A 20563-nucleotide genomic window follows, 5' to 3' on the forward strand; every position below is an offset into this window, starting at 1 on the left:
TATTTCACATTTTTTTTACAAAGTGAATCTTTCAACATCGCCAACGACTTGGTCCAGCAGGACCAGGGTCTTGCGTAAAGACGCGGGATCGGCGCTGGTCCAGAATCTGACCGGCCGGTTCGGACCTTCGGCGAGCAGATCACGCTCGGCCAGCAGCCGCTGCAGTTGCCGCGCTACCGCCGCGCCGGTATCGATCAGGCTGATGCTCTCGGGGATCATCGACTTGAGCATCGGCTTGAGAAACGGGTAATGGGTGCAGCCCAGAATGATCGTGTCGCAGCCGCTGGCCAGTAGCGGGTCAACGTAGTGCTTGAGCAATGCACGCAACTCGGCGCTGTGCAGATCGCCGCTTTCAATCCGCTCGACCAGTCCAGGACACGGCTGAGTGATGACCCGCACATCCGTGGCGAAGCGGTCGAGCAATGCGGCGAACTTGGCGCTCTGCAAGGTGCCGGTGGTGGCGAGTACGCCGACCACGCCGCTGCGGGTGGCCGCGGCGGCCGGTTTGACCGCCGGCTCCATCCCGACAATCGGCCAGTCGGGAAAGTCCCGGCGCAGATCGGCAACGCCGGCCACGGTCGCGGTATTGCACGCGATCACCAGCGCCTTGGCCCCCTGCTCGCGGAAAAAACCGGCCATCACGCTACAACGCTGGCGGATGAATTCCGGGGTTTTCTCGCCATAAGGGATGTGGCCGCAATCGCCGAGGTACAGCAGCGATTCATTCGGCAGCAGGTGCTGGATTTCCGCCAGCACCGACACGCCGCCGACACCGGAGTCGAATACGGCGATCGGCGCTTCACGCATGCTGCGAACCACAGACGCTGCAACCGGGGTCGCGCTTGACCCGCAGCTCACGGAAGCGCGAACCCAGCGCATCGATCAACAGCAGACGGCCCACCAGTGGTTCGCCAAAACCCGCCAGCAACTTCAAGGCTTCCAGCGCTTGCAGGCTGCCGACCAGACCGACCAGCGGCCCGACCACGCCGGCTTCGCTGCAAGTGAGTTCGGCTTCGCTGCCGTGACCGTACAGGCAGTGGTAGCACGGGCTCTCGGCGCGACGCGGGTCGAACACCGAGAGTTGCCCCTCGAGGCGGATCGCCGCGCCGCTGACCAAGGGCTTGCGTGCCGCCACGCACGCGGCGTTGACCGCTTCGCGGGTGGAGAAATTGTCCGAGCAGTCGAGCACCAGATCCACCGCCGCCACGGCTGCGGCGAGGGAATCCTCGTCCAGCACCTGACGATGAGGCACCAGTTTGATTTCAGGATTGATCGCGCTCAGGCGCTTGAGCGCCGAGTCGACCTTGGTCATGCCGACGCTGTCGGTGTCGTGGATGATCTGGCGTTGCAGGTTGGTCAGGTCGACCGTGTCGAAATCCGCCAGATGCAATTCACCGACACCCGCCGCCGCCAGGTACAACGCCACCGGCGCGCCGAGACCGCCGAGGCCGACGATCAATACCCGGCTGTCCTTGAGCTTCAACTGGCCATCGATGTCGATGTGTTGCAGCAGGATCTGCCGACTGTAGCGCAACAATTCCTGATCATTCAGCACGGCAGGCGCCCCAGGCTGATCCGTTGATGGCCGCCCAGATCGGTGCGGCTGTGGACTTCGTCAAAACCTTGCGTCAGCAGCAGATCGCGCACGGCTTCGGCTTGATCATAGCCGTGTTCGAGCATCAGCCAGCCACCGGCCTCGAGATGGGCCGGCGCCTGGGCGATGATCAGCCGCAGATCGTCGAGCCCGTCGATGCCGGCCACCAAGGCGCTTTCCGGCTCGAAACGCACATCACCTTCAACCAGATGCGGATCGGCGGCGCGGATGTACGGCGGGTTGCTGATGATCAGCTCGAAACGCTTGCCTTCAAGGGCGCTGAACCAGTGACTGCTCAGCACCGTTGCGTTATTCAGGTGCAGACGCTGGCGATTGCGTTCGGCCAGGGCCACGGCTTCCAGCACGCGATCCACGGCGGTGACCTTCCACGCCGGGCGCTCGCTGGCCAGAGCCAGGGCAATCGCCCCGCTGCCGGTGCCCAGATCGAGAACTTTGGCCGGGGTCGCCGGCAGCAACTCCAGCGCGGCTTCCACCAGCAGTTCGGTGTCCGGGCGCGGGATCAGCGTGTGCGGTGCGACTTCCAGATCCAGCTTCCAGAAACCCTGCTGGCCCAGAATGTAGGCCACCGGCTCGCCGCTGCGGCGGCGTTGCAGGTATTCGGCAAAGACCAGTGCGGCTTCGCTGGGCACGATGCGCTCGGGCCAGGTGTGGAGAAAACTGCGCGACTTGCCCAGCGCGGCGGCCAGAAGCAATTCGGCGTCCAGACGCGCGGTAGGCGAATCCGGCAGTTCGGCGGCGCGCAACAGGCTGGCGATGATGGTCATTTACTCACCTATCGCTGCGAGCTGGTCAGCCTGGTATTCGGCCAGCAACGGCTCGATCACCGCTTCGACGCCGCCGGCGAGGATTTCGTCGAGGGAATACAGGGTCAGGTTGACGCGATGGTCGGTGACCCGGCCCTGGGCAAAATTGTAGGTGCGGATACGCTCGGAGCGGTCACCGGAGCCCACCAGCAATTTACGTTCGCTGGCGATGGCGTTGGCCGCCGCAGCAGTCTGCTGGTCGTTGAGCTTGGCCGACAGCCAGGCCATCGCCCGGGCGCGGTTCTTGTGCTGGGAACGTTCTTCCTGGCACTCGACAACGGTGCCGGTCGGTATGTGGGTGATGCGGATCGCCGAATCGGTGGTGTTGACGTGCTGACCACCGGCCCCGGAGGAGCGGTAAGTGTCGACGCGCAAATCCGCCGGGTTGATCTCGATGGCTTCACGCTCGTCCGGCTCGGGCAACACCGCCACGGTGCAGGCCGAGGTGTGGATACGGCCCTGGGATTCGGTGGCGGGTACACGCTGTACGCGGTGCGCGCCGGATTCGAATTTCAGCTTGCCGTAAACGTTGTCGCCTTCGATGCGGGCGATGACTTCTTTATAGCCGCCGTGTTCGCCTTCGTTCTCCGAGAGGATCTCCACGCGCCAGCCACGGCGTTCGGCGTAACGCGAGTACATGCGGAACAGGTCACCGGAGAAGATCGCCGCCTCGTCACCACCGGTGCCGGCGCGGATTTCGAGAAACACGTTGCGCCCGTCGTTGGGATCCTTGGGCAGCAGCATGCGCTGCAGATCGGATTCCAGCGTGATCAGCAATTCCTTGGCTTCGCGGACTTCTTCCACGGCCATTTCACGCATGTCCGGGTCGCTGTCCTTGAGCAGCGCCTGCGCGCCTTCAAGATCGCTTTGTACGCCGAGCAACTTTTTATAGCCTTGTACCACCGGCTCAAGTTCGGCGTATTCCTTGGAATAGGCGCGGAATTTGGTCTGGTCGGAAATGACTTCGCCGTCGCCGAGCAGCGCGGTCAGTTCCTCGAAACGGTCCTGGAGAATGTCCAGCTTATTGAGCAGTGACGCTTTCATTGCGGTTTTTTATCCGAAAAGCTATCCGGTGAGCCCTCGAGGGCAAAGAGTTCCTGAGCCATGGCCAGCGCATCGAGGCGGCCTTCGGCAGAAAGCTTTTTCAACTGCACGCTCGGGGCGTGCAGGAGTTTGTTGGTCAGGCCACGGGCCAGTTGCCCGAGGACGTCTTCGGCGTTGCCGCCATTGGCCAGCAGGCGCAGGGCCTTTTGCAGTTCTTCGTCGCGCAGGCGTTCACTCTGTTGACGATAGGCCTTGAGCACATCGACCGCCGCCAGCTCGCGCAGGCGCACCATGAAATCGTCGGCGCCGACCGAAACCATCTCTTCGGCCGCCTGCGCTGCACCCTGACGGCTCTTGAGGTTTTCGGCGACTACTTCGTGCAGATCGTCGACGCTATAGAGGTAAACGTCGTCGAGTTCGCCGACTTCCGGCTCGATGTCACGGGGAACAGCGATGTCGACCATGAAGATCGGCTTGTGCTTGCGCAGCTTCAGCGCACTTTCCACCGCACCTTTACCAAGGATCGGCAACTGACTGGCGGTGGAGCTGATAACGATGTCGCTGCGCACCAGTTCAGCCGGGATGTCCGAGAGCAACACTGCGTGGGCACCGAACTGCTCGGCGAGCAGGCTGGCGCGCTCCAGCGTCCGGTTGGCGACCACGATGCGCTTGACACCCAGTTCATGCAGATGGCGGGCGACCAGGGTGATGGTCTCGCCGGCACCGATCAGCAGGGCCTGGCTGCGTTGCAGGTCGCTGAAAATCTGTTTGGCCAGGCTGACGGCGGCAAACGCCACGGACACCGGGTTTTCACCGATGGCAGTGTCGGTGCGCACCTGCTTGGCAGCATTGAAGGTCGCCTGGAACAGTCGCCCGAGCAGCGGCCCGATGGTGCCGGCCTCGCGGGCCACGGCGTAGGCCGATTTCATCTGGCCGAGAATCTGCGGTTCGCCCAGCACCAGCGAGTCGAGCCCGGAGGCGACGCGCATCATGTGACGAACGGCCGCATCGTCTTCATGCACATAAGCACTCGCGCGCAGCTCATCGAGGCTTAAATGGTGATAGTCGGCCAGCCAGCGCAGCACGATATCGGCCGACAGCTGATCCTGTTCTATATACAGCTCACTGCGATTGCAGGTGGAGAGGATCGCAGCTTCGCGGCTGTCGGTGAGTCGGCAGAGCTGCTGCAAGGCCTCCACCAGCTGCTCAGGGGTAAAGGCCACGCGCTCGCGGACGTCTACTGAAGCAGTCTTGTGGTTGATACCGAGTGCAAGGAAGGCCATTCAAGGTCGCTGATGGTGACGTGAAGCCGGCAATTGTCCTACTTCGTCAGATTCAGAACAACTACCGCTGACTATTGTCCCAATTGCCGGCCCCTATAATGGCCACAATCGAGACTCGGTTATGTTTGGCCGAAGGCTTGTGTCATGATGATCCGACCGCAGGTTAGTCGTCCTCTTCCTATATGAATAGATCTTCCGCGTTGCTCCTCGCTTTTGTCTTCCTCAGCGGCTGCCAGGCCTTGGCCCCCGTTCCGCAGGACGGTGCCTCACCGGTCGAAGACACCACGCCGGCCCCTGAAAAGCCGAAGGTTTACAGCTCGTTCAGCCAGGAAACGGTGTTCAGCCTGCTGAGCGCCGAGCTCGCCGGTCAGCGCAATCGTTTCGACATTGCCCTGGACAACTACGTGACCCAGGCCATCAACACCCAGGATCCGGGTGTTTCCGAGCGTGCGTTCCGCATCGCCGAGTACCTGGGCGCCGACCAGCCGGCCCTCGATACCGCGCTGATCTGGGCGAAAAACGCCCCGGACGACCTCGAAGCGCAACGCGCCGCCGCCGTTCAACTGGCGCGCGCCGGGCGTTATGACGACTCGATGGTCTATATGGAGAAAGTCCTGCAGGGCAAGGGCGACACCCATTTCGACTTCCTCGCGCTGTCGGCCGCCGATACCGATCAGGAAACCCGCAACGGCCTGATGAAAAGCTTCGACCGCCTGTTGCAGCGTCACCCGAACAACAATCAGCTGATTTTCGGCAAGGCCCTGCTGATGCAGCAGGATGGCGACACCAAAGGTGCGCTTGCCCTGCTGGAAGACCATCCGCCGGAAGACGGCGAGATCGCCCCGATCCTGCTGCGCGCGCGCCTGCTGCAAGGGCTGAATCGCGGCGACGAAGCGCTGCCGCTGCTACAAAAGAGCATCAAGAAGTATCCGGACGACAAGCGCCTGCGCCTGACCTACGCGCGGATGCTGGTGGAACAGGACAGGATGGACGACGCCAAGGTCGAGTTCTCCACCCTGGTTCAGCAATACCCGGAAGACGACGAACTGCGTTATTCCCTGGCGCTGGTCTGCCTTGAAGCCAAGGCCTGGGACGAGGCCAAGGGCTATCTGGAAGACCTGATCGCCCGGGAAAGCCATGTCGATTCGGCGCACCTGAACCTGGGCCGCATCGCCGAAGAACGCAACGACCCGCAAGGCGCGCTCATCGAGTATGCCCAGGTCGGCCCGGGCAACGACTATCTGCCGGCGCAACTGCGTCAGGCCGATATTCTGATGAACAACGGCAAGACCGCCGAAGCCCAGAGCAAACTGGCCGCCGAGCGTGACGAGCAGCCGGATTACGCGATCCAGCTGTACCTGATCGAAGCCGAAACCCTGTCCGCCAATAATCAGGGCGACAAGGCCTGGAAAGTCCTGCAACAAGCCTTGCAGCAGTACCCGGACGATCTGAATCTGCTTTACACCCGCGCGATGCAGGCGGAAAAACGCAATGACCTGGCGCAGATGGAAAAAGACCTGCGCCTGATCATCAAGCGTGATCCGGACAACGCCATGGCCCTCAACGCCCTCGGCTACACGCTGTCCGACCGCACAACCCGCTACGCTGAAGCCAAGGCGCTGATCGAGCAGGCGCACCAGATCAACCCGGAAGACCCGGCAGTGCTCGACAGCCTCGGCTGGGTGAACTTTCGCATGGGCAATCTGGAAGACGCCGAGAAATACCTGCGTCAGGCCCTCGAGCGTTTCCCCGATCATGAAGTCGCCGCGCATCTGGGCGAAGTGCTGTGGGCCAAGGGCAAACAGCGCGAAGCAAAACAAATCTGGGGCAAGTTCCTCAAAGACCAGCCTGACAGCACCATCCTGCGCAGCACCATCAAGCGCCTGACCGGATCCGAGACTCTTTAACTCATGTTTTTGCGCCACGTCATAGTTTTCAGCTTCATCGCCCTGCTCGCCGGTTGCGCGGGCTTCGGCGCCCGTGAATCGGTCGAAGGCCACGGCAATCCGGGCCAATGGCGCGAGCACAAACAACAACTGACCGGCCTCGACGGCTGGCAGATCGACGGCAAGATCGGCATCCGCGCCCCGAAAGATTCGGGCAGCGGCACGCTGTTCTGGCTGCAACGTCAGGATTACTACGACATCCGCCTGTCCGGCCCGCTGGGTCGTGGCGCGGCGCGACTGACCGGCCGTCCGGGCGCAGTGTCGCTGGAAGTGGCGAATCAGGGCCGTTATGAAGCGCCGACTCCGGAAGCGCTGGTCGAAGAGCAACTGGGCTGGAAACTGCCGGTCTCGCATCTGGCCTGGTGGGTTCGAGGCCTCCCGGCACCGGACAGCAAAAGCCGTCTGACCCTGGACGGCAACAGCCGTCTGGCCAATCTGGATCAGGATGGCTGGCAGGTCGAATACCTCAGCTATGCCGAACAGAACGGATACTGGCTGCCCGAGCGGATCAAGCTGCACGGTACCGATCTGGACGTGACGCTGGTCATCAAGACCTGGCAACCGCGCAAATTGGGGCAATAACGCATGACCGCTCCACGCCTCACTTTGCCTTCGCCGGCCAAACTCAATTTGATGCTGCACATTCTCGGTCGTCGTGAAGACGGTTATCACGAGTTGCAGACGCTTTTTCAGTTCCTCGACTACGGCGACGAAATCACCTTCGCCGTACGTGACGACGGCGTGATTCGCCTGCACACCGAATTCGAAGGCGTGCCCCACGACAGCAATCTGATCGTGCGCGCTGCGAAGAAACTCCAGGAACAATCCGGCTGCTCGCTCGGCATCGATATCTGGATCGACAAGATCCTGCCGATGGGCGGCGGCATTGGTGGCGGCAGCTCGAATGCGGCCACCACCCTGCTCGGCCTCAATCACTTGTGGCAACTGGGTTGGGATGAAGATCGCCTGGCAGCACTGGGCCTGACGCTGGGCGCGGACGTGCCGGTGTTCGTGCGTGGCCACGCAGCTTTCGCCGAAGGTGTCGGCGAGAAACTGACCCCGGTCGAGCCCGCCGAACCGTGGTACGTCGTGCTCGTTCCGCAAGTCTCTGTTAGTACGGCAGAAATTTTTTCAGATCCTTTGTTGACACGTAACACGCCGCCCATTAAAGTGCGCCCCGTTCCCGAGGGAAACAGTCGAAATGACTGCTTGCCGGTGGTCTCAAGGCGTTATCCAGAAGTACGTAACGCATTGAATTTGTTAGGTAATTTTACCGAAGCAAAACTCACCGGAACTGGAAGTTGTGTGTTTGGGGGCTTCCCAAGCAAAGCTGAAGCTGATAAAGTCTCGGCCCTTCTGACAGAGACCCTTACAGGGTTTGTAGCAAAAGGAAGCAACGTTTCGATGTTGCATCGCAAGCTGCAAAGTCTGCTCTAAAGGAATCAAGTGCCCGGCACTTGCAAGCAACAGATACAGGGGCGTCGCCAAGCGGTAAGGCAGCAGGTTTTGATCCTGCCATGCGTTGGTTCGAATCCAGCCGCCCCTGCCATTTTCCTATACTCATCCAGGTATACCCTCAGCCTTCAGGTACTGCGCGTGTCCAAGATGATGGTCTTTACGGGGAACGCTAACCCCGATCTGGCTCGGCGTGTCGTACGTCAGCTGCATATCCCTCTCGGTGACATCTCTGTCGGTAAATTCTCCGACGGCGAAATTACAGCCGAGATCAATGAAAACGTTCGCGGTAAAGACGTCTTCATTATTCAGCCGACTTGCGCTCCGACCAACGATAACCTGATGGAACTGGTAGTGATGGCTGATGCCTTCCGCCGCTCCTCGGCTACTCGTATCACTGCTGTTATTCCTTATTTTGGTTATGCCCGTCAGGATCGCCGTCCGCGTTCCGCACGTGTGGCTATCAGCGCGAAAGTCGTTGCTGACATGCTCACCGTAGTCGGCATCGACCGTGTTCTCACGGTTGATCTGCATGCTGACCAGATTCAGGGCTTCTTCGATATTCCGGTAGATAACATCTACGGCTCCCCGGTTCTGGTGGATGACATCGAAGATCAGCGCTTCGAGAACCTGATGATCGTGTCCCCGGACATTGGTGGCGTCGTGCGTGCACGTGCCGTTGCCAAATCCCTGGGCGTGGATCTCGGGATCATCGACAAACGCCGTGAAAAAGCCAATCACTCTGAAGTGATGCATATCATCGGTGATGTCGAAGGGCGTACCTGCATCCTGGTCGATGACATGGTCGATACCGCCGGCACTCTGTGCCACGCGGCCAAGGCCCTGAAAGAGCATGGCGCAGCCAAGGTCTTTGCCTACTGCACACACCCTGTGCTGTCGGGTCGGGCCATCGAGAATATCGAAAATTCCGTGTTGGACGAGCTGGTGGTCACTAACACCATCCCGCTGTCCGCTGCAGCACAAGCCTGTGCACGTATCCGTCAACTGGATATCGCACCGGTTGTTGCCGAAGCGGTTCGCCGCATCAGCAATGAAGAATCGATCAGCGCGATGTTCCGTTAAGGGCCCTGCCCTTCTCGAAATGTCTCGTTGACGAAAAGCGCCCCGCCCCGNATTTCTGCCGGGGCGGGGCTTTTTTGCCCATACCGTGTTCGGCGCTGGTCGCAAACGCCACTCGGTGATGGCTATTTTGGAGATACAAAATGAACGATTTTACTTTGAATGCTGAACTGCGTTCCGACCTGGGGAAAGGTGCGAGCCGCCGCCTGCGTCGTCTCGCTGCCCTGGTTCCAGCTGTTGTTTACGGTGGCGACAAAGCCCCTGAATCCATCAGCATGCTGGCTAAAGAAGTTGCCAAACTGCTCGAAAACGAAGCTGCCTACAGCCACGTTATCGAACTGAACGTTGGTGGCACCAAGCAGAACGTGATCATCAAGGCTCTGCAACGTCACCCGGCCAAAGGCCACGTGATGCACGCTGACTTCGTACGCGTTGTAGCTGGCCAGAAACTGACCGCTATCGTTCCTGTGCACTTCATCAACGAAGCTGCTCCAGTGAAGAAAGGCGGCGAAATCTCGCACGTTGTTGCCGAGATCGAAGTTTCCTGCCTGCCGAAAGATCTGCCTGAGTTCATCGAAGTCGACCTGGCTAACGCTGAAATCGGCACCATCGTTCACCTGTCGGACATCAAGGCTCCTAAAGGCGTTGAGTTCGTTGCTCTGGCACACGGCGATGACAAGGCTGTTGCCAACGTCCACGCTCCACGTGTTGCTCCAGAAGCTACCGAAGAAGGCGCAGCAGAGTAATTCACTCTGTCATGCCTGAGTGAGCAGGTAACATCGCGGACTGGAACGTAGCGAGAAAGCGGGCGGGAACGCGGAGTTTACATCCATGGTAAATGAGCATTTTTCGTCCACTTTCGCCGCCTTCCCTGATCGCGGCGATGTTATCCACCACTCAAAGGAAGGGCCCCTATCGTGACTGCCATCAAACTGATCGTTGGCCTGGGAAATCCAGGCGCTGAATACGAGCAGACCCGGCATAACGCAGGGGCCCTTTTTGTTGAGCGCATCGCCCACGCACAGAATGTGAATCTCGTGGCCGATCGCAAGTATTTCGGCCTGACCGGGCGTTTTTCGCATCAGGGTCAGGATGTTCGTCTGCTGATTCCCACCACCTACATGAACCGCAGCGGCCAGGCCGTGGCGGCACTCGCCGGTTTCTTCCGCATCAAGCCTGAAGAGATCCTGGTGGCACACGACGAACTCGATCTGCCTCCGGGCGTCGCCAAACTCAAAGTCGGCGGCGGCCATGGCGGTCACAACGGGTTGCGCGACATCATTGCGCAATTGGGCAATCAGAATACGTTCCACCGCCTGCGGCTTGGCATCGGCCACCCGGGCGTCGCCAGTATGGTTTCAAATTTCGTCCTGGGTCGTGCGCCACGCGCCGAACAGGAAAAACTCGATGCCAGCATCGACTTTGCCCTCGGCGTGCTGCCGGATATCCTCGCCGGTGAATGGAACCGCGCGATGAAAAACCTGCACAGCCAGAAGGCCTGACTCTAATCCGAGGGGAAACACCATGGGATTCAATTGCGGCATCGTCGGCCTGCCTAACGTCGGCAAGTCCACCCTGTTCAACGCCCTGACCAAATCCGGGATCGCGGCCGAGAACTTCCCCTTCTGCACCATCGAGCCGAACAGCGGCATTGTGCCGATGCCGGATCCGCGTCTGGACGCTCTGGCGGCCATCGTCAATCCGAAGCGCATCCTGCCGACCACCATGGAATTCGTCGACATCGCGGGCCTGGTTGCCGGCGCGTCGAAAGGTGAAGGTCTGGGCAACAAGTTCCTGGCCAACATCCGCGAAACCGACGCGATCGCCCACGTCGTGCGCTGCTTCGAAGACGATAACGTGATCCACGTTTCCAACAGCGTCGACCCGAAGCGCGACATCGAAATCATCGACCTGGAACTGATCTTCGCCGACCTCGACAGCTGCGAGAAGCAACTGCAGAAAGTCGCGCGCAACGCCAAGGGCGGTGACAAGGATGCAGTGGCCCAGAAGGCTCTGCTGGAACAACTGATCCCGCACTTCAGCGAAGGCAAGCCTGCGCGCAGCCTGATGAAGAACATGAGCGCCGACGAAAAGGCGATCATCAAGGGCTTCCACCTGCTGACCACCAAGCCGGTCATGTACATCGCCAACGTCGCTGAAGACGGTTTCGAGAACAACCCGCATCTGGACGTGGTCAAGGCCATCGCCGAAGAAGAAGGCGCGATGGTTGTTCCGGTCTGCAACAAGATCGAAGCGGAAATCGCCGAGCTGGATGACGGCGAAGAGAAAGACATGTTCCTCGAGGCCCTGGGCCTGGAAGAGCCTGGCCTGAACCGCGTGATCCGTGCCGGCTACGAAATGCTGCACCTGCAGACCTACTTCACCGCCGGTGTCGAAGAAGTCCGCGCCTGGACCGTCCGCGTCGGTGCCACCGCACCGCAAGCCGCCGGCGTGATCCACACCGACTTCGAGAAAGGCTTCATCCGCGCCGAAGTGATCGCCTACAACGACTTCATCCAGTACAAGGGCGAAGCAGGCACCAAGGAAGCCGGTAAATGGCGCCTGGAAGGCAAGGACTACATCGTCAAGGACGGCGACGTAATGCACTTCCGCTTTAACGTCTAGTACGACCCCATTGACATCCACCCTTTGTGTGCCAGCCTATGGACATGCATTGAGGTTGTGATTTGCTCACGCAGGGCTAGGGCTGCAATTGCCTTTGCTCAACCGCGAGATGGGGGTGTCAATGGCATATCTAGAGCACGTGGACTTCAAGCCTTGGCGCGAAGCCCACGTAGGTGATGAGTTTGAGTGGGAGCACGATAGGCTCGCGCGAAGCATCCCGCGTCTACCGCAAATCTTTTGGGAGAGCGGACCAAGCTGGGCCGAAGTGAACCTTTGGGCGCTAGAGACGCTTACCAATCACAACCGCGACATTGAGACCGTGAAAAGCTTGATGAAGCACTTGCGGTCATATGCGTGCTTCCTTGAGAAAAACGAGCTTGATTGGCGGCACTTTCCCCTTCGCAGGTCTGAACGCGCTGTTGTTCGCTTCCGTGGCCATTTAATTCACCAAATTGAAACAGGGACCCTAGCGTCAAGCACTGCGCGAGCACGCATGAATGCGGTCGTACAGTTTTATCGATTCGCGGCTGAACACGATTTTATCAGTACGAACACGCCGATGTGGCGTGAACGCCCCATCTTAATTCGTTACCACGACACACACGGTTTCAGACGTGCGCTCACCCGCATGTCGACGGATCTCGCTATCCCAAATCGCCGAGCGCCAGGGGACCGCCTAGAAGATGGTCTGCTCCCCCTAAGCGATACGCATATGACGGAGCTCCTTGAGTTCACAGCAAATGAGGAGACCGAAGAACTCCATCTGATGCTTACCATCGGCTGCTTTACCGGCGCACGTCTTCGTACTATCTCCACGCTGCGAATTGAAAATTTGGAGCAGGCCCAGCCCGACCCTTTCATTGATGGCCTTTTCTTGATCAAGGTTGGGCCCGGGACACAAGTTTCTACCAAGTTCAATGTAGAGGGTTATCTTACTTTCCCAAAGATCCTTCTCGATGAACTGAAGCGCTACGCATATTCAACAGCGCGGCTTAAGAGAGAAGCGAAAGCCTCTAGTCCTTACCGGTCGGTGCTCTTCCTAACTTCACGGGGAAAACCGTATAGCAATAGTACAATAGGCACATTAATGACGGGCTTGCGAAATAAGGCCCGGCGCGCAAATTTGCAGTTTATAGCTCGCTTCAAGTTCCATCAGACCCGAGCCACCTACGGAACATGGCTGATGAAATTGGCCCTCAGTGTTACAACGACTGCGGCTGCAATTGAGTTTGTTAAGAGCGCGATGCTTCACAAACACGAATCGACGACGTTCAAATATGTAAAGTTTCTTGAAAGTACAAAGGGCAAAGAAGAGGTAGCACAAGCTTTTCACGAAGCGTTTACTGGTCTCCGGAGCCGAAGCTGGGACGACTTCAATGCATGAAACTATTCAATTACCAAATTTGTCGTTTCCGGACGTCATTATAGGCACTCGCGAAACCCCATGGGACCTCACTTATCTGCTGTACTACGGCGGGGCAAAAGCCACGACCTGGCAAGTAACCCGCATGATAGCAAATGGAGCACTTGGGCAGCCTCTACGCGAACGGTTTGATCTCGTAGAAAAGATACACGAGGCAATCAATGCCAAACTGATAGCCGGTGGAAGTGCATATACTGCGCAGAACGAAATTCGTTATATTAGGAATATGTTCATTTGGGCTGAGGACAAAGGACACTCACTCGTAACTGAGTCGATTCAGCAAATCTATTTAGATTGGACAGACTCACTGGTACATAGGCACCAGATAATCAAGGATATGAGTCAAGTCTCCGCCTACACAATAGGCGTAGGTGCGGGCAATGTACTTGACGCTGTCTTAGATCGAAAGATACCGCTATTTTCAATGAGCCGCTTACGCCTGCCAAAACAGCGAAAAACAGCATTGGGTGTCAATGCCGAAAAGCAGAACCTCGAAGATACCTTTGCGTTTGGGCAGTTTCTGCAGGACATCTGCGATTCGCTATCGGCTGAAGTAGTTTTGAAATCTCCTCTTCCCATTCGCATACCCCTCCGCTACGGAAACGAGTTGGTTGAATGGTCGGGCTTTAACAACCCAGCATTTGCTGAACGGCATTTGGAGGCTTACAATTATGGCCCACCCACTCCCGACCGAGAAATTGCTCTTAAGTATTTTCGGGCCTGGGAAGCGGATGGTACTCTTCGTACTCGCTACCCAATAGCCAATCGAAGAATTGAAGCAGAGCTGCTGATGTTCATTGCGCAGACCGGCATAAACTTCACCCAGGCGCACAAATTAAAGCTACGCCAATTCACTTACTCTAGCCATCTCGATGGCTATCAAGTAAGAGACAGAAAGGCACGACGACATGGCGAAGTACTTTTCGAAGTCTTTAAAGAGTACAAGCCTCATTTTGAAAGGTACCTCGATTGGCGTCGGCTGCTATTTCCTGGCTCAGATTCCATTTTTCCCTTCATTCGAAGTGGTGGCCGAGCCCTCCAAAAGCACCCGCAATTTTATCTCAGAGCCGCCTGCAAAAAAATAGGGCTCAACTTCGTCCCGCCTCAGAGTTTACGAAATACTCGCGTAAATTGGCTTCTTCGCCGCTCTGGTGATGCAGACCTGACAGCATCAATGGCGCAACACCATAAAAAAACTCTACTTACCACCTACGAACGCCCTAGTCAGCAACGAGCAATGGGCGAAATCATTCGGTTTTGGTCTGAGCACGATCCAACAGTTATTTGCACAACGCCTGCTGGCCCCGGTCTATGCGACGGTATATCAGTTCAGTTGGAGTCCGCGCCCAAAGATGCTCCAACACCAGATTGCATCAGACCGTCAGGTTGCATGTGGTGTGAACATCACCGCGACATCGATACGATCGACTATCTTTGGTCATTAGCCTCTTTTCGACATCTGAAAATCATAGAGGTCTCAAAATGGACACCTCCGCGGCACGAAAAAGAAGTTCATCCTGCACAACTTGTTATTGACCGAATATCGGAAAAGCTTTGCTGGCTCGGCGAATCCAACAAAAAGCGCAAGGCTTGGCTAGAAGAAGTATTAGCTCGCGTCGAAGAAGGATTTTATCATCCAGAGTGGACAAGAAGAATTATGGTTGTGGAGGACACCTTTTGAAAGTCTCGCTCGAAATTTTCGGATCCAGCTGCGACTGGCTGACTCCGAATAATCGGTCTTTTCGCCCTCCTAGCTGGCCACCACCACGGGAGTGGGTTGTCAGCGAAGATCGCGACGGGAAAATTCTTTCACGTTGGGGTGATTCCGTTTGGGATATATCTCCGTGGGCTGGGAAATCGATGATTCTAGATTTTGGCGACGACCTCAAAAATCGTAGAGCCAAGAAATTAGACGTAGCTAACGCAGACTTGCTTCGTGTGATAACCACGTGGCGCATGTGGGGAGTGAAGTCCTGCCGCTCAGCAAACGGACTGAAGGGAGTGTTCCTGGCAATACGTCGCTTAATCTCGCTATGTAGTGACAATCGCATTGTAGCGACTGAGTTAATGCGCTTTCCTAAGGTGTTCGAGCAGTTTCCTGGTATCATTCCACCAAGCGAGCATAAATCAACCATACTAGAACTTCATCGGCTGTGGGACGCTCGGGAACACCTGGGTTTTTACCTCGTAGACCCAGAAGGGATTAAGCGGCTCGCGGCTACAAGTCCAAAATTCGAAACCGAGCAAACAGCGTACATTCCGCCCCGCATTTGGACTTATCAGGTTGAACGGCTGAAAGCATGCCTAGACGATTATCTTGCTCATCAGAGAGAAATCGAAGATTGTTTTCACTTCTGTGTTGACGCCTATGCTAAAAATTCGGGCTCTCTGGAAGCCGCTTTTACGGAGCGCAGAAGCAATACTTTGCCGTTTTGGTCACCAGAGCGCCCTGGGAGAGGCTCTAAGGCAGGATACGTGTATCATGGCCGCTTTTCTTTAACTGCCGAGCGATTCGGAATTGCAGAGCTAATTGAGAAATGGGTTTCCATCCCCTCCACTGGCATGGAAATTAGAAACTTATCCGCCTATATGTCTCTGGTCCAGAATGCTGGACTTGCCTACATTACAAATTTCACCCTTCAGCGCACTACCGAAGCGTCATCTTTACGTGCAGACTGCTTGATTTGGGAGCTGGACGAGAAACTTGGTCGAATACCAATAATTTGCGGCGAAACTACTAAAACAGACGCGGACAGCGATGCTAGGTGGCCTACAACCCCAAGCGTTGAAGTAGCAGTGAAAGCAATGAGCTCCATCGCCCACCTTCGAATGAGATGTACAGCGGCTGATCCATACTCACGCCCAACAGACGCGGACATTAAGAACCCCTATCTCTTTGGCAAAGCAACCGAACCGTGGAGTACGTCTAGCAGCAATAGCAGATCCAAACCATACTCTGTACGAATACACGTCCTTTCATTTAGTGCACTTCAAAAGCGTTTCGAGCGGCTGTTCGACGAGAACATACTTCGAATAACTGAAGCAGACTTACGAATCGCCAAGACGCTGACACCAAACCTAAGCGAGATTTTTTCTGTAGGACGCGCCTGGCCTTTAGCTTGGCACCAGTTACGACGTACTGGTGCGGTGAATATGTTCGCCAGTGGCTTGCTCTCTGATTCGAGCCTGCAGTTTCAGATGAAGCACGCATCAAGACTGATGCCATTGTATTACGGTCGCGGCTACACAAAGCTACTGCTCAACGAAGAGGTTGAGGCCATGATCGTTGGAGCTATGTATGATGCTATGGCAAATAAAATACTAGCTGCTGTTGGAGATCGGTTTGTGTCTCCAATTGGAAATGAGCGAAAGCAGACGGTCTTGGTCAATTTGGTCAGCGACAAAGATGCCAGTGCGCTAGCCGCTGCTGGGCGTCGTGGTCAAATTTTTTTCCGAGAAATGCGCGTCGGTGCTTGCACCCACCGAGGCACTTGCCCTTATGGGGGAATCGAATCGATTTCACGTTGCACTGGCGGCGACGGAAACGCACCGTGTGCTGACGTACTTTACGACCGCGACAAGGCTCAAAACATCGAAGCGGAGCTGCGGTTAATCGATCAAGAACTGGCAATTGCTGCCGTCAATAGCCCCCGTCATAGGGCGCTATTGGCTGAGCGCAAAGGCTTGGAGAATTATCTGAATGTCGTCAGAAGCTGAATGCCTAACCGCCGAACAACGCTTTCGACTAGCGTTTGAACGCCTGAAGGCCAATAAGCCTAATGTTTTAAATCCTGGTAGCGTTGTATCGCAGAACAACGTAGCCAGGGAAGCTGAATGCGATCCTAGCGCACTGCGAAAGTCCAGGTTTCCGTCCTTAATCCGAGAAATTCAGGCTTACATTGAAATCAACATGCAGGATCGCCCTTCCAAGAGGAAAGAGCTTCTCCGGCAACGAGGCCTGCGGGCCGATATGAAGAAGCGCCTGGAAGAAGTGATAGCGCAGCGAGACGTTGCCCAATCACAGCTGATTAGTGCACAACGGAGGGTGATTGAGCTAACCTTTGAGTTGCAATCAGTCAAAGAACAGTTGATGACCTTTCAATCGGTTTCGACATTGAAGCTACAGGAGTAACAGTCGTATGACGTTGGAAGCTCAACAGAGCGTACTACTCGCCTCCAAAGCTTTTAGACGGCGAGTAGCCAAAGCATGAAAGAAAGCTCCTAGCGTTGCGGGTCAATAATTTAGCCGGCTCAGCATTGTGAATGTGCACTTAACTGAGCGATCCTAGAACTGAGTCACTACATCAATCAGCTGCTTAGCAGGGCAAACGCGGCATTAGAGTATGAGGTTGGCACTTGAGTTGGACGGCTATTTTGTAAAGCTTTTCAACGGTGAGGTTGACCTCACCTCTCTCGATCCTTCCCATATAGCTACGATCTATCGCACAGGCGAATGCGAGAGCGTCCTGAGACAACCCGATCAATATCCTCCTCTCACGGATTTTCTGTCCGAGATCCTTTGCCAGCCCTTGCATAACCGCCTCGATTGACCAAGGCGGCACTATCGGTCGTTTACCTGACAGCAAGCGACGGATTATAATCCGCATTTCGCCCGATTCGGCTTTATGGGTGCCTGCATGAAACCTGCGACATTTAAGCTAGACAGGCATGTCTTCAAGCTGCTCAAGGATGGCGATTTCGAGCAATTTTCGATCCGCTCGATGAGGCTTGGCTATGCCAGCCTCTTGGACGTCCAGATTAACGACGTTGAGCTGTGGCGATATATCTACGACCAAGTCCAACGCCTCAAACGCGTGGGATGGGTCAAGCACGATCCGATCAGGCGTAAGCGCGACCAGATTTTTCATGTGATGGAGATGCCTGAAACCATCACCCTCTTACTGGTTGATCATCGTTTCCCAAATGAACAGAGTGACACCCCAAGCGTGATCCCCCCCAAAACGCAGTTACACCAGCGGCACAACGATTGCCCTACGCAAAGGCTTGAGTCACTGGCGAAGGAAATCCGCCTGGACATGCTCACAGCTCTAGGCGAGGCCGAGCGCTATAAACAGCTTTTTACTGAGATGCCGGCACTAAAGGTCCGAGTTGAAGATGACTACATTGACGCGCGAGATCGCAGCTCGAAGCTTTTGGGACACCTTCGTGCAATCGAAAAAACGTTGAAGCTGCTGGTCACCGTATGAAGGATCTGCGTGTATGGCAAAGCGCTTGCGTTGCTGCAGCGCTGGAGCGGTATCGGCACTCATCACATTTTTTTTGTCAAGCTACACCTGGCTCTGGCAAAAGCCGGATGGCTGCAGAAGTCGCGAAGCGGTTATTGGACGCCGAGGCTATTGATCTTGTTCTTTGCTTTGCCCCATCTTGCCAAGTGGTTGCAGGATTGGAGCAGACATTCGCTCACGTAATGGGTCGACCGTTTGACGGCCGCTTGGGGTCGGTGGGGGTCGCAAATACCTATCAAGCAATGGGTCATCAGTCAGCCTCTTTTTGGCAGCTGCTCGATGACTATCGTGTTTTTGCAGTATTCGACGAGATCCACCATTGCGCTGGGCATGATCCGCTTTTAAGCAATTCTTGGGGCCAGATCATCCTTCAACGGTTGCAGGACCAGGCGGCTTTCACTCTCGCCCTCTCCGGAACTCCTTGGCGCTCTGATGACAAAGCGATTGCTTTGGCTCGATATTCCGACCCTGAAGGCCGCCTCGTTTGTGATTTTCGATACGGTCTGAAGGAAGCAGTCGCAGACAACGTCTGCCGATCTCCAAGAATAGTGGTCATCGATAATGGCGCGGTGAAACTCACCGAGCTAGTTGACGACTCGCCGATCGTGACAGTTTATCCAAGCATCGCTCAACTATTGAATGAGTCCCCAGTATCATTTGAGGACTTGCTCACCCATCGCGACATGGTCGAGAAGGTCATTGATCTTGGGCGTAGCCGATTGGATGAGGTGCGTTGCAGGATTCCCGATGCGGGTGGACTGGTAGTCTCCACAAACATTAGGCATGCCAACCAGGTCGCCCGGATACTTAAATCACGCGGCGAGGATTGCTTAGTAGTCACTACGCGCACTCCGGGAGCACACGAGCTAATAGATGACTTTAGAAGTGGGAAAGGTAAGTGGATTGTCGCGGTCGGTATGATCAGCGAAGGCACAGATATTCCTCGCTTGCAGGTGTGCTGCTACCTGAGCCGCATTCGAACCGAACTTCATTATCGCCAAGTTCTGGGCAGAGTGCTGAGGCGAACAGGAAACAAGGATAATGAGGCGTGGCTCTACGTTCTTGCGGAGCCTTCTTTAGTCCAGTTCTCACAGCGAGTGGCTGAAGACTTACCGGATGACCTGGCTGTATTGGATTATGCGCAGCTTCTCCGTTTTGATGCCGCGGGTTCCACTGTCCATGAGGATTCTGTGGAGCAGCCAGTCAATTGCCTGCTTGATATTCAGGTGCTCAAGACCTCCGCAGCTTCAGATGAAGTAACTCAGGGGGCATTGTCAGAAGAAAGCATATTCCGAATGGAACTTTCCACGGGGTTCCGAACAGAAATTCTGTCTATCTACTAACGGATGATCAAGTACGCAGCTATATATTTTTCGCATGTAGTCCGTGGGTGGTAAATCCGAGTGATTAGGCTAACTTATCTGAGGATGGATAAGCCCCGGATTCATGGCTGTTTGAGTCAGGAGCAACGTTGTTTCATGCTAAGAGTTTCTAGCGTAAGCCATCTTGCCGGACTCGTTCTAGGAAACTCAAACCTCGCTCATCAATGGCTCGTTCAAGAAGCCTGGGGGCTTGGACGTCGTGTGCCTCGCTGCGTTGCGTCGACCACCGATGGCTTCTTACATTTGCTAGATTTCTTGTACCGGATCGATCATGGAGTTTATTGCTGACTGCAGGGTAAATATCATGATATCAAATCAAAGCAATCTCATTATCTTTAACATCTAAGCATAAAATAGGTATGATCGATAACATAGACTTACAGCCTTCTGGCCATCTACCTCCAATCTTCTATTCATGCTGGACAACAGTACTAAAGGCGGTTGACGCCAGGTACGATGTTCGTGGGTCCATGCTTAGTCCACTTGTTAAACAGTGCTTAGAAAATCGCGCTAAAGTGCCTCAATCTCAACGCGCCCTGTACGAGCGCTTCGTCCAGAAGGAAGCTCTAGCGTACACGGAGTGCATTACAGCCCTGTTGTTATTCGGTCGGGCAGGCCGATTTTCACCGAGTGAATACCGTTACGCCGCCGTTGAAAGCTG

The 20563-nt window shown here is 56.0% G+C and carries 19 protein-coding genes and 1 tRNA gene; 14 read left to right on the forward strand and 6 right to left on the reverse strand.

Annotation, left to right across the window (positions count from 1 at the left end; translation table 11 throughout):
• Window positions 1-15: 15 nt before the first annotated feature.
• The 5 genes from murI to hemA are packed head-to-tail and all read right to left on the reverse strand — an operon-like array spanning window position 16 to window position 4745.
• Window positions 16-807, reverse strand: coding sequence for a glutamate racemase (murI, locus tag ACTJK9_RS20260; RefSeq protein WP_085613398.1), 792 nt, complete (start codon window positions 805-807; stop codon window positions 16-18).
• A complete protein-coding gene (locus ACTJK9_RS20265; protein WP_440815729.1) occupies window positions 800-1555 on the reverse strand; it encodes a molybdopterin-synthase adenylyltransferase MoeB in 756 nt (251 codons plus the stop codon). Before ACTJK9_RS20265 ends, murI begins: the two co-directional genes overlap by 8 nt.
• Window positions 1549-2379, reverse strand: coding sequence for a peptide chain release factor N(5)-glutamine methyltransferase (gene prmC, locus ACTJK9_RS20270; RefSeq protein WP_085745391.1), 831 nt, complete (start codon window positions 2377-2379; stop codon window positions 1549-1551). The genes ACTJK9_RS20265 and prmC overlap by 7 nt, the downstream gene beginning before the upstream one ends.
• On the reverse strand, window positions 2380-3462 hold the full coding sequence (gene prfA / locus ACTJK9_RS20275) for a peptide chain release factor 1 (protein ID WP_221616186.1): 1083 nt from the start codon (window positions 3460-3462) through the stop codon (window positions 2380-2382).
• Window positions 3459-4745: a glutamyl-tRNA reductase gene (gene hemA / locus ACTJK9_RS20280; RefSeq protein WP_007951716.1), complete on the reverse strand. Its 1287-nt coding sequence runs from the start codon at window positions 4743-4745 to the stop codon at window positions 3459-3461. Before hemA ends, prfA begins: the two co-directional genes overlap by 4 nt.
• 182 nt (window positions 4746-4927) lie before the next feature.
• Here hemA and ACTJK9_RS20285 point away from each other — a divergent pair, with 182 nt between their 5' ends.
• The 12 genes from ACTJK9_RS20285 (at window position 4928) to ACTJK9_RS20340 (ending at window position 17406) form a co-directional block, all read left to right on the forward strand.
• Window positions 4928-6652, forward strand: a complete 1725-nt coding sequence (locus ACTJK9_RS20285; protein WP_039766343.1) for a tetratricopeptide repeat protein — start codon at window positions 4928-4930, stop codon at window positions 6650-6652.
• Between the two features lie 3 nt (window positions 6653-6655).
• Window positions 6656-7273, forward strand: coding sequence for a lipoprotein insertase outer membrane protein LolB (lolB, locus tag ACTJK9_RS20290; RefSeq protein ID WP_039766346.1), 618 nt, complete (start codon window positions 6656-6658; stop codon window positions 7271-7273).
• Between the two features lie 3 nt (window positions 7274-7276).
• The gene (gene ispE, locus ACTJK9_RS20295; RefSeq protein WP_440815733.1) at window positions 7277-8128 is read left to right on the forward strand and encodes a 4-(cytidine 5'-diphospho)-2-C-methyl-D-erythritol kinase; all 852 of its coding nucleotides are present in this window, start codon (window positions 7277-7279) and stop codon (window positions 8126-8128) included.
• 37 nt (window positions 8129-8165) lie between these two features.
• Window positions 8166-8240 (forward strand) — tRNA-Gln (locus ACTJK9_RS20300).
• A gap of 47 nt (window positions 8241-8287) precedes the next feature.
• Entirely contained in the window at window positions 8288-9229 is a 942-nt protein-coding gene (locus ACTJK9_RS20305) for a ribose-phosphate pyrophosphokinase (protein ID WP_003171603.1), read from the forward strand.
• A gap of 140 nt (window positions 9230-9369) precedes the next feature.
• Window positions 9370-9972: a 50S ribosomal protein L25/general stress protein Ctc gene (locus ACTJK9_RS20310; RefSeq protein ID WP_011335926.1), complete on the forward strand. Its 603-nt coding sequence runs from the start codon at window positions 9370-9372 to the stop codon at window positions 9970-9972.
• A 171-nt stretch (window positions 9973-10143) separates the two neighbouring features.
• Window positions 10144-10728 carry an aminoacyl-tRNA hydrolase gene (gene pth / locus ACTJK9_RS20315; RefSeq protein ID WP_007951726.1) on the forward strand — a complete coding sequence of 195 codons (585 nt, stop codon included), beginning with the start codon at window positions 10144-10146 and terminating at the stop codon, window positions 10726-10728.
• A gap of 22 nt (window positions 10729-10750) precedes the next feature.
• Window positions 10751-11851, forward strand: a complete 1101-nt coding sequence (gene ychF, locus ACTJK9_RS20320) for a redox-regulated ATPase YchF (protein WP_064599392.1) — start codon at window positions 10751-10753, stop codon at window positions 11849-11851.
• Between the two features lie 493 nt (window positions 11852-12344).
• Window positions 12345-13235, forward strand: coding sequence for a tyrosine-type recombinase/integrase (locus ACTJK9_RS20325; protein ID WP_440815735.1), 891 nt, complete (start codon window positions 12345-12347; stop codon window positions 13233-13235).
• Window positions 13228-14955 carry a site-specific integrase gene (locus ACTJK9_RS20330; protein ID WP_440815738.1) on the forward strand — a complete coding sequence of 576 codons (1728 nt, stop codon included), beginning with the start codon at window positions 13228-13230 and terminating at the stop codon, window positions 14953-14955. Before ACTJK9_RS20325 ends, ACTJK9_RS20330 begins: the two co-directional genes overlap by 8 nt.
• Complete coding sequence (locus tag ACTJK9_RS20335) at window positions 14952-16991, forward strand: hypothetical protein (RefSeq protein WP_440815740.1); 2040 nt, start codon at window positions 14952-14954, stop codon at window positions 16989-16991. Before ACTJK9_RS20330 ends, ACTJK9_RS20335 begins: the two co-directional genes overlap by 4 nt.
• Window positions 16975-17406, forward strand: a complete 432-nt coding sequence (locus tag ACTJK9_RS20340; protein ID WP_440815742.1) for a hypothetical protein — start codon at window positions 16975-16977, stop codon at window positions 17404-17406. Before ACTJK9_RS20335 ends, ACTJK9_RS20340 begins: the two co-directional genes overlap by 17 nt.
• Before the next feature lie 184 nt (window positions 17407-17590).
• Here ACTJK9_RS20340 and ACTJK9_RS20345 read toward each other — a convergent pair whose 3' ends face one another.
• Window positions 17591-17809, reverse strand: coding sequence for a helix-turn-helix domain-containing protein (locus ACTJK9_RS20345; protein WP_440815745.1), 219 nt, complete (start codon window positions 17807-17809; stop codon window positions 17591-17593).
• Window positions 17810-17911: 102 nt separating this feature from the next.
• Between ACTJK9_RS20345 and ACTJK9_RS20350 the strand changes: the two genes are divergently transcribed.
• Window positions 17912-18481 carry a hypothetical protein gene (locus ACTJK9_RS20350; RefSeq protein WP_182387397.1) on the forward strand — a complete coding sequence of 190 codons (570 nt, stop codon included), beginning with the start codon at window positions 17912-17914 and terminating at the stop codon, window positions 18479-18481.
• Entirely contained in the window at window positions 18478-19863 is a 1386-nt protein-coding gene (locus ACTJK9_RS20355) for a DEAD/DEAH box helicase (protein ID WP_440815747.1), read from the forward strand. Before ACTJK9_RS20350 ends, ACTJK9_RS20355 begins: the two co-directional genes overlap by 4 nt.
• Window positions 19864-20563: the final 700 nt, after the last annotated feature.

This window comes from Pseudomonas sp. 22082, from assembly GCF_052046055.1.
Classification (GTDB): Bacteria; Pseudomonadota; Gammaproteobacteria; order Pseudomonadales; family Pseudomonadaceae; genus Aquipseudomonas; species Aquipseudomonas pharyngis.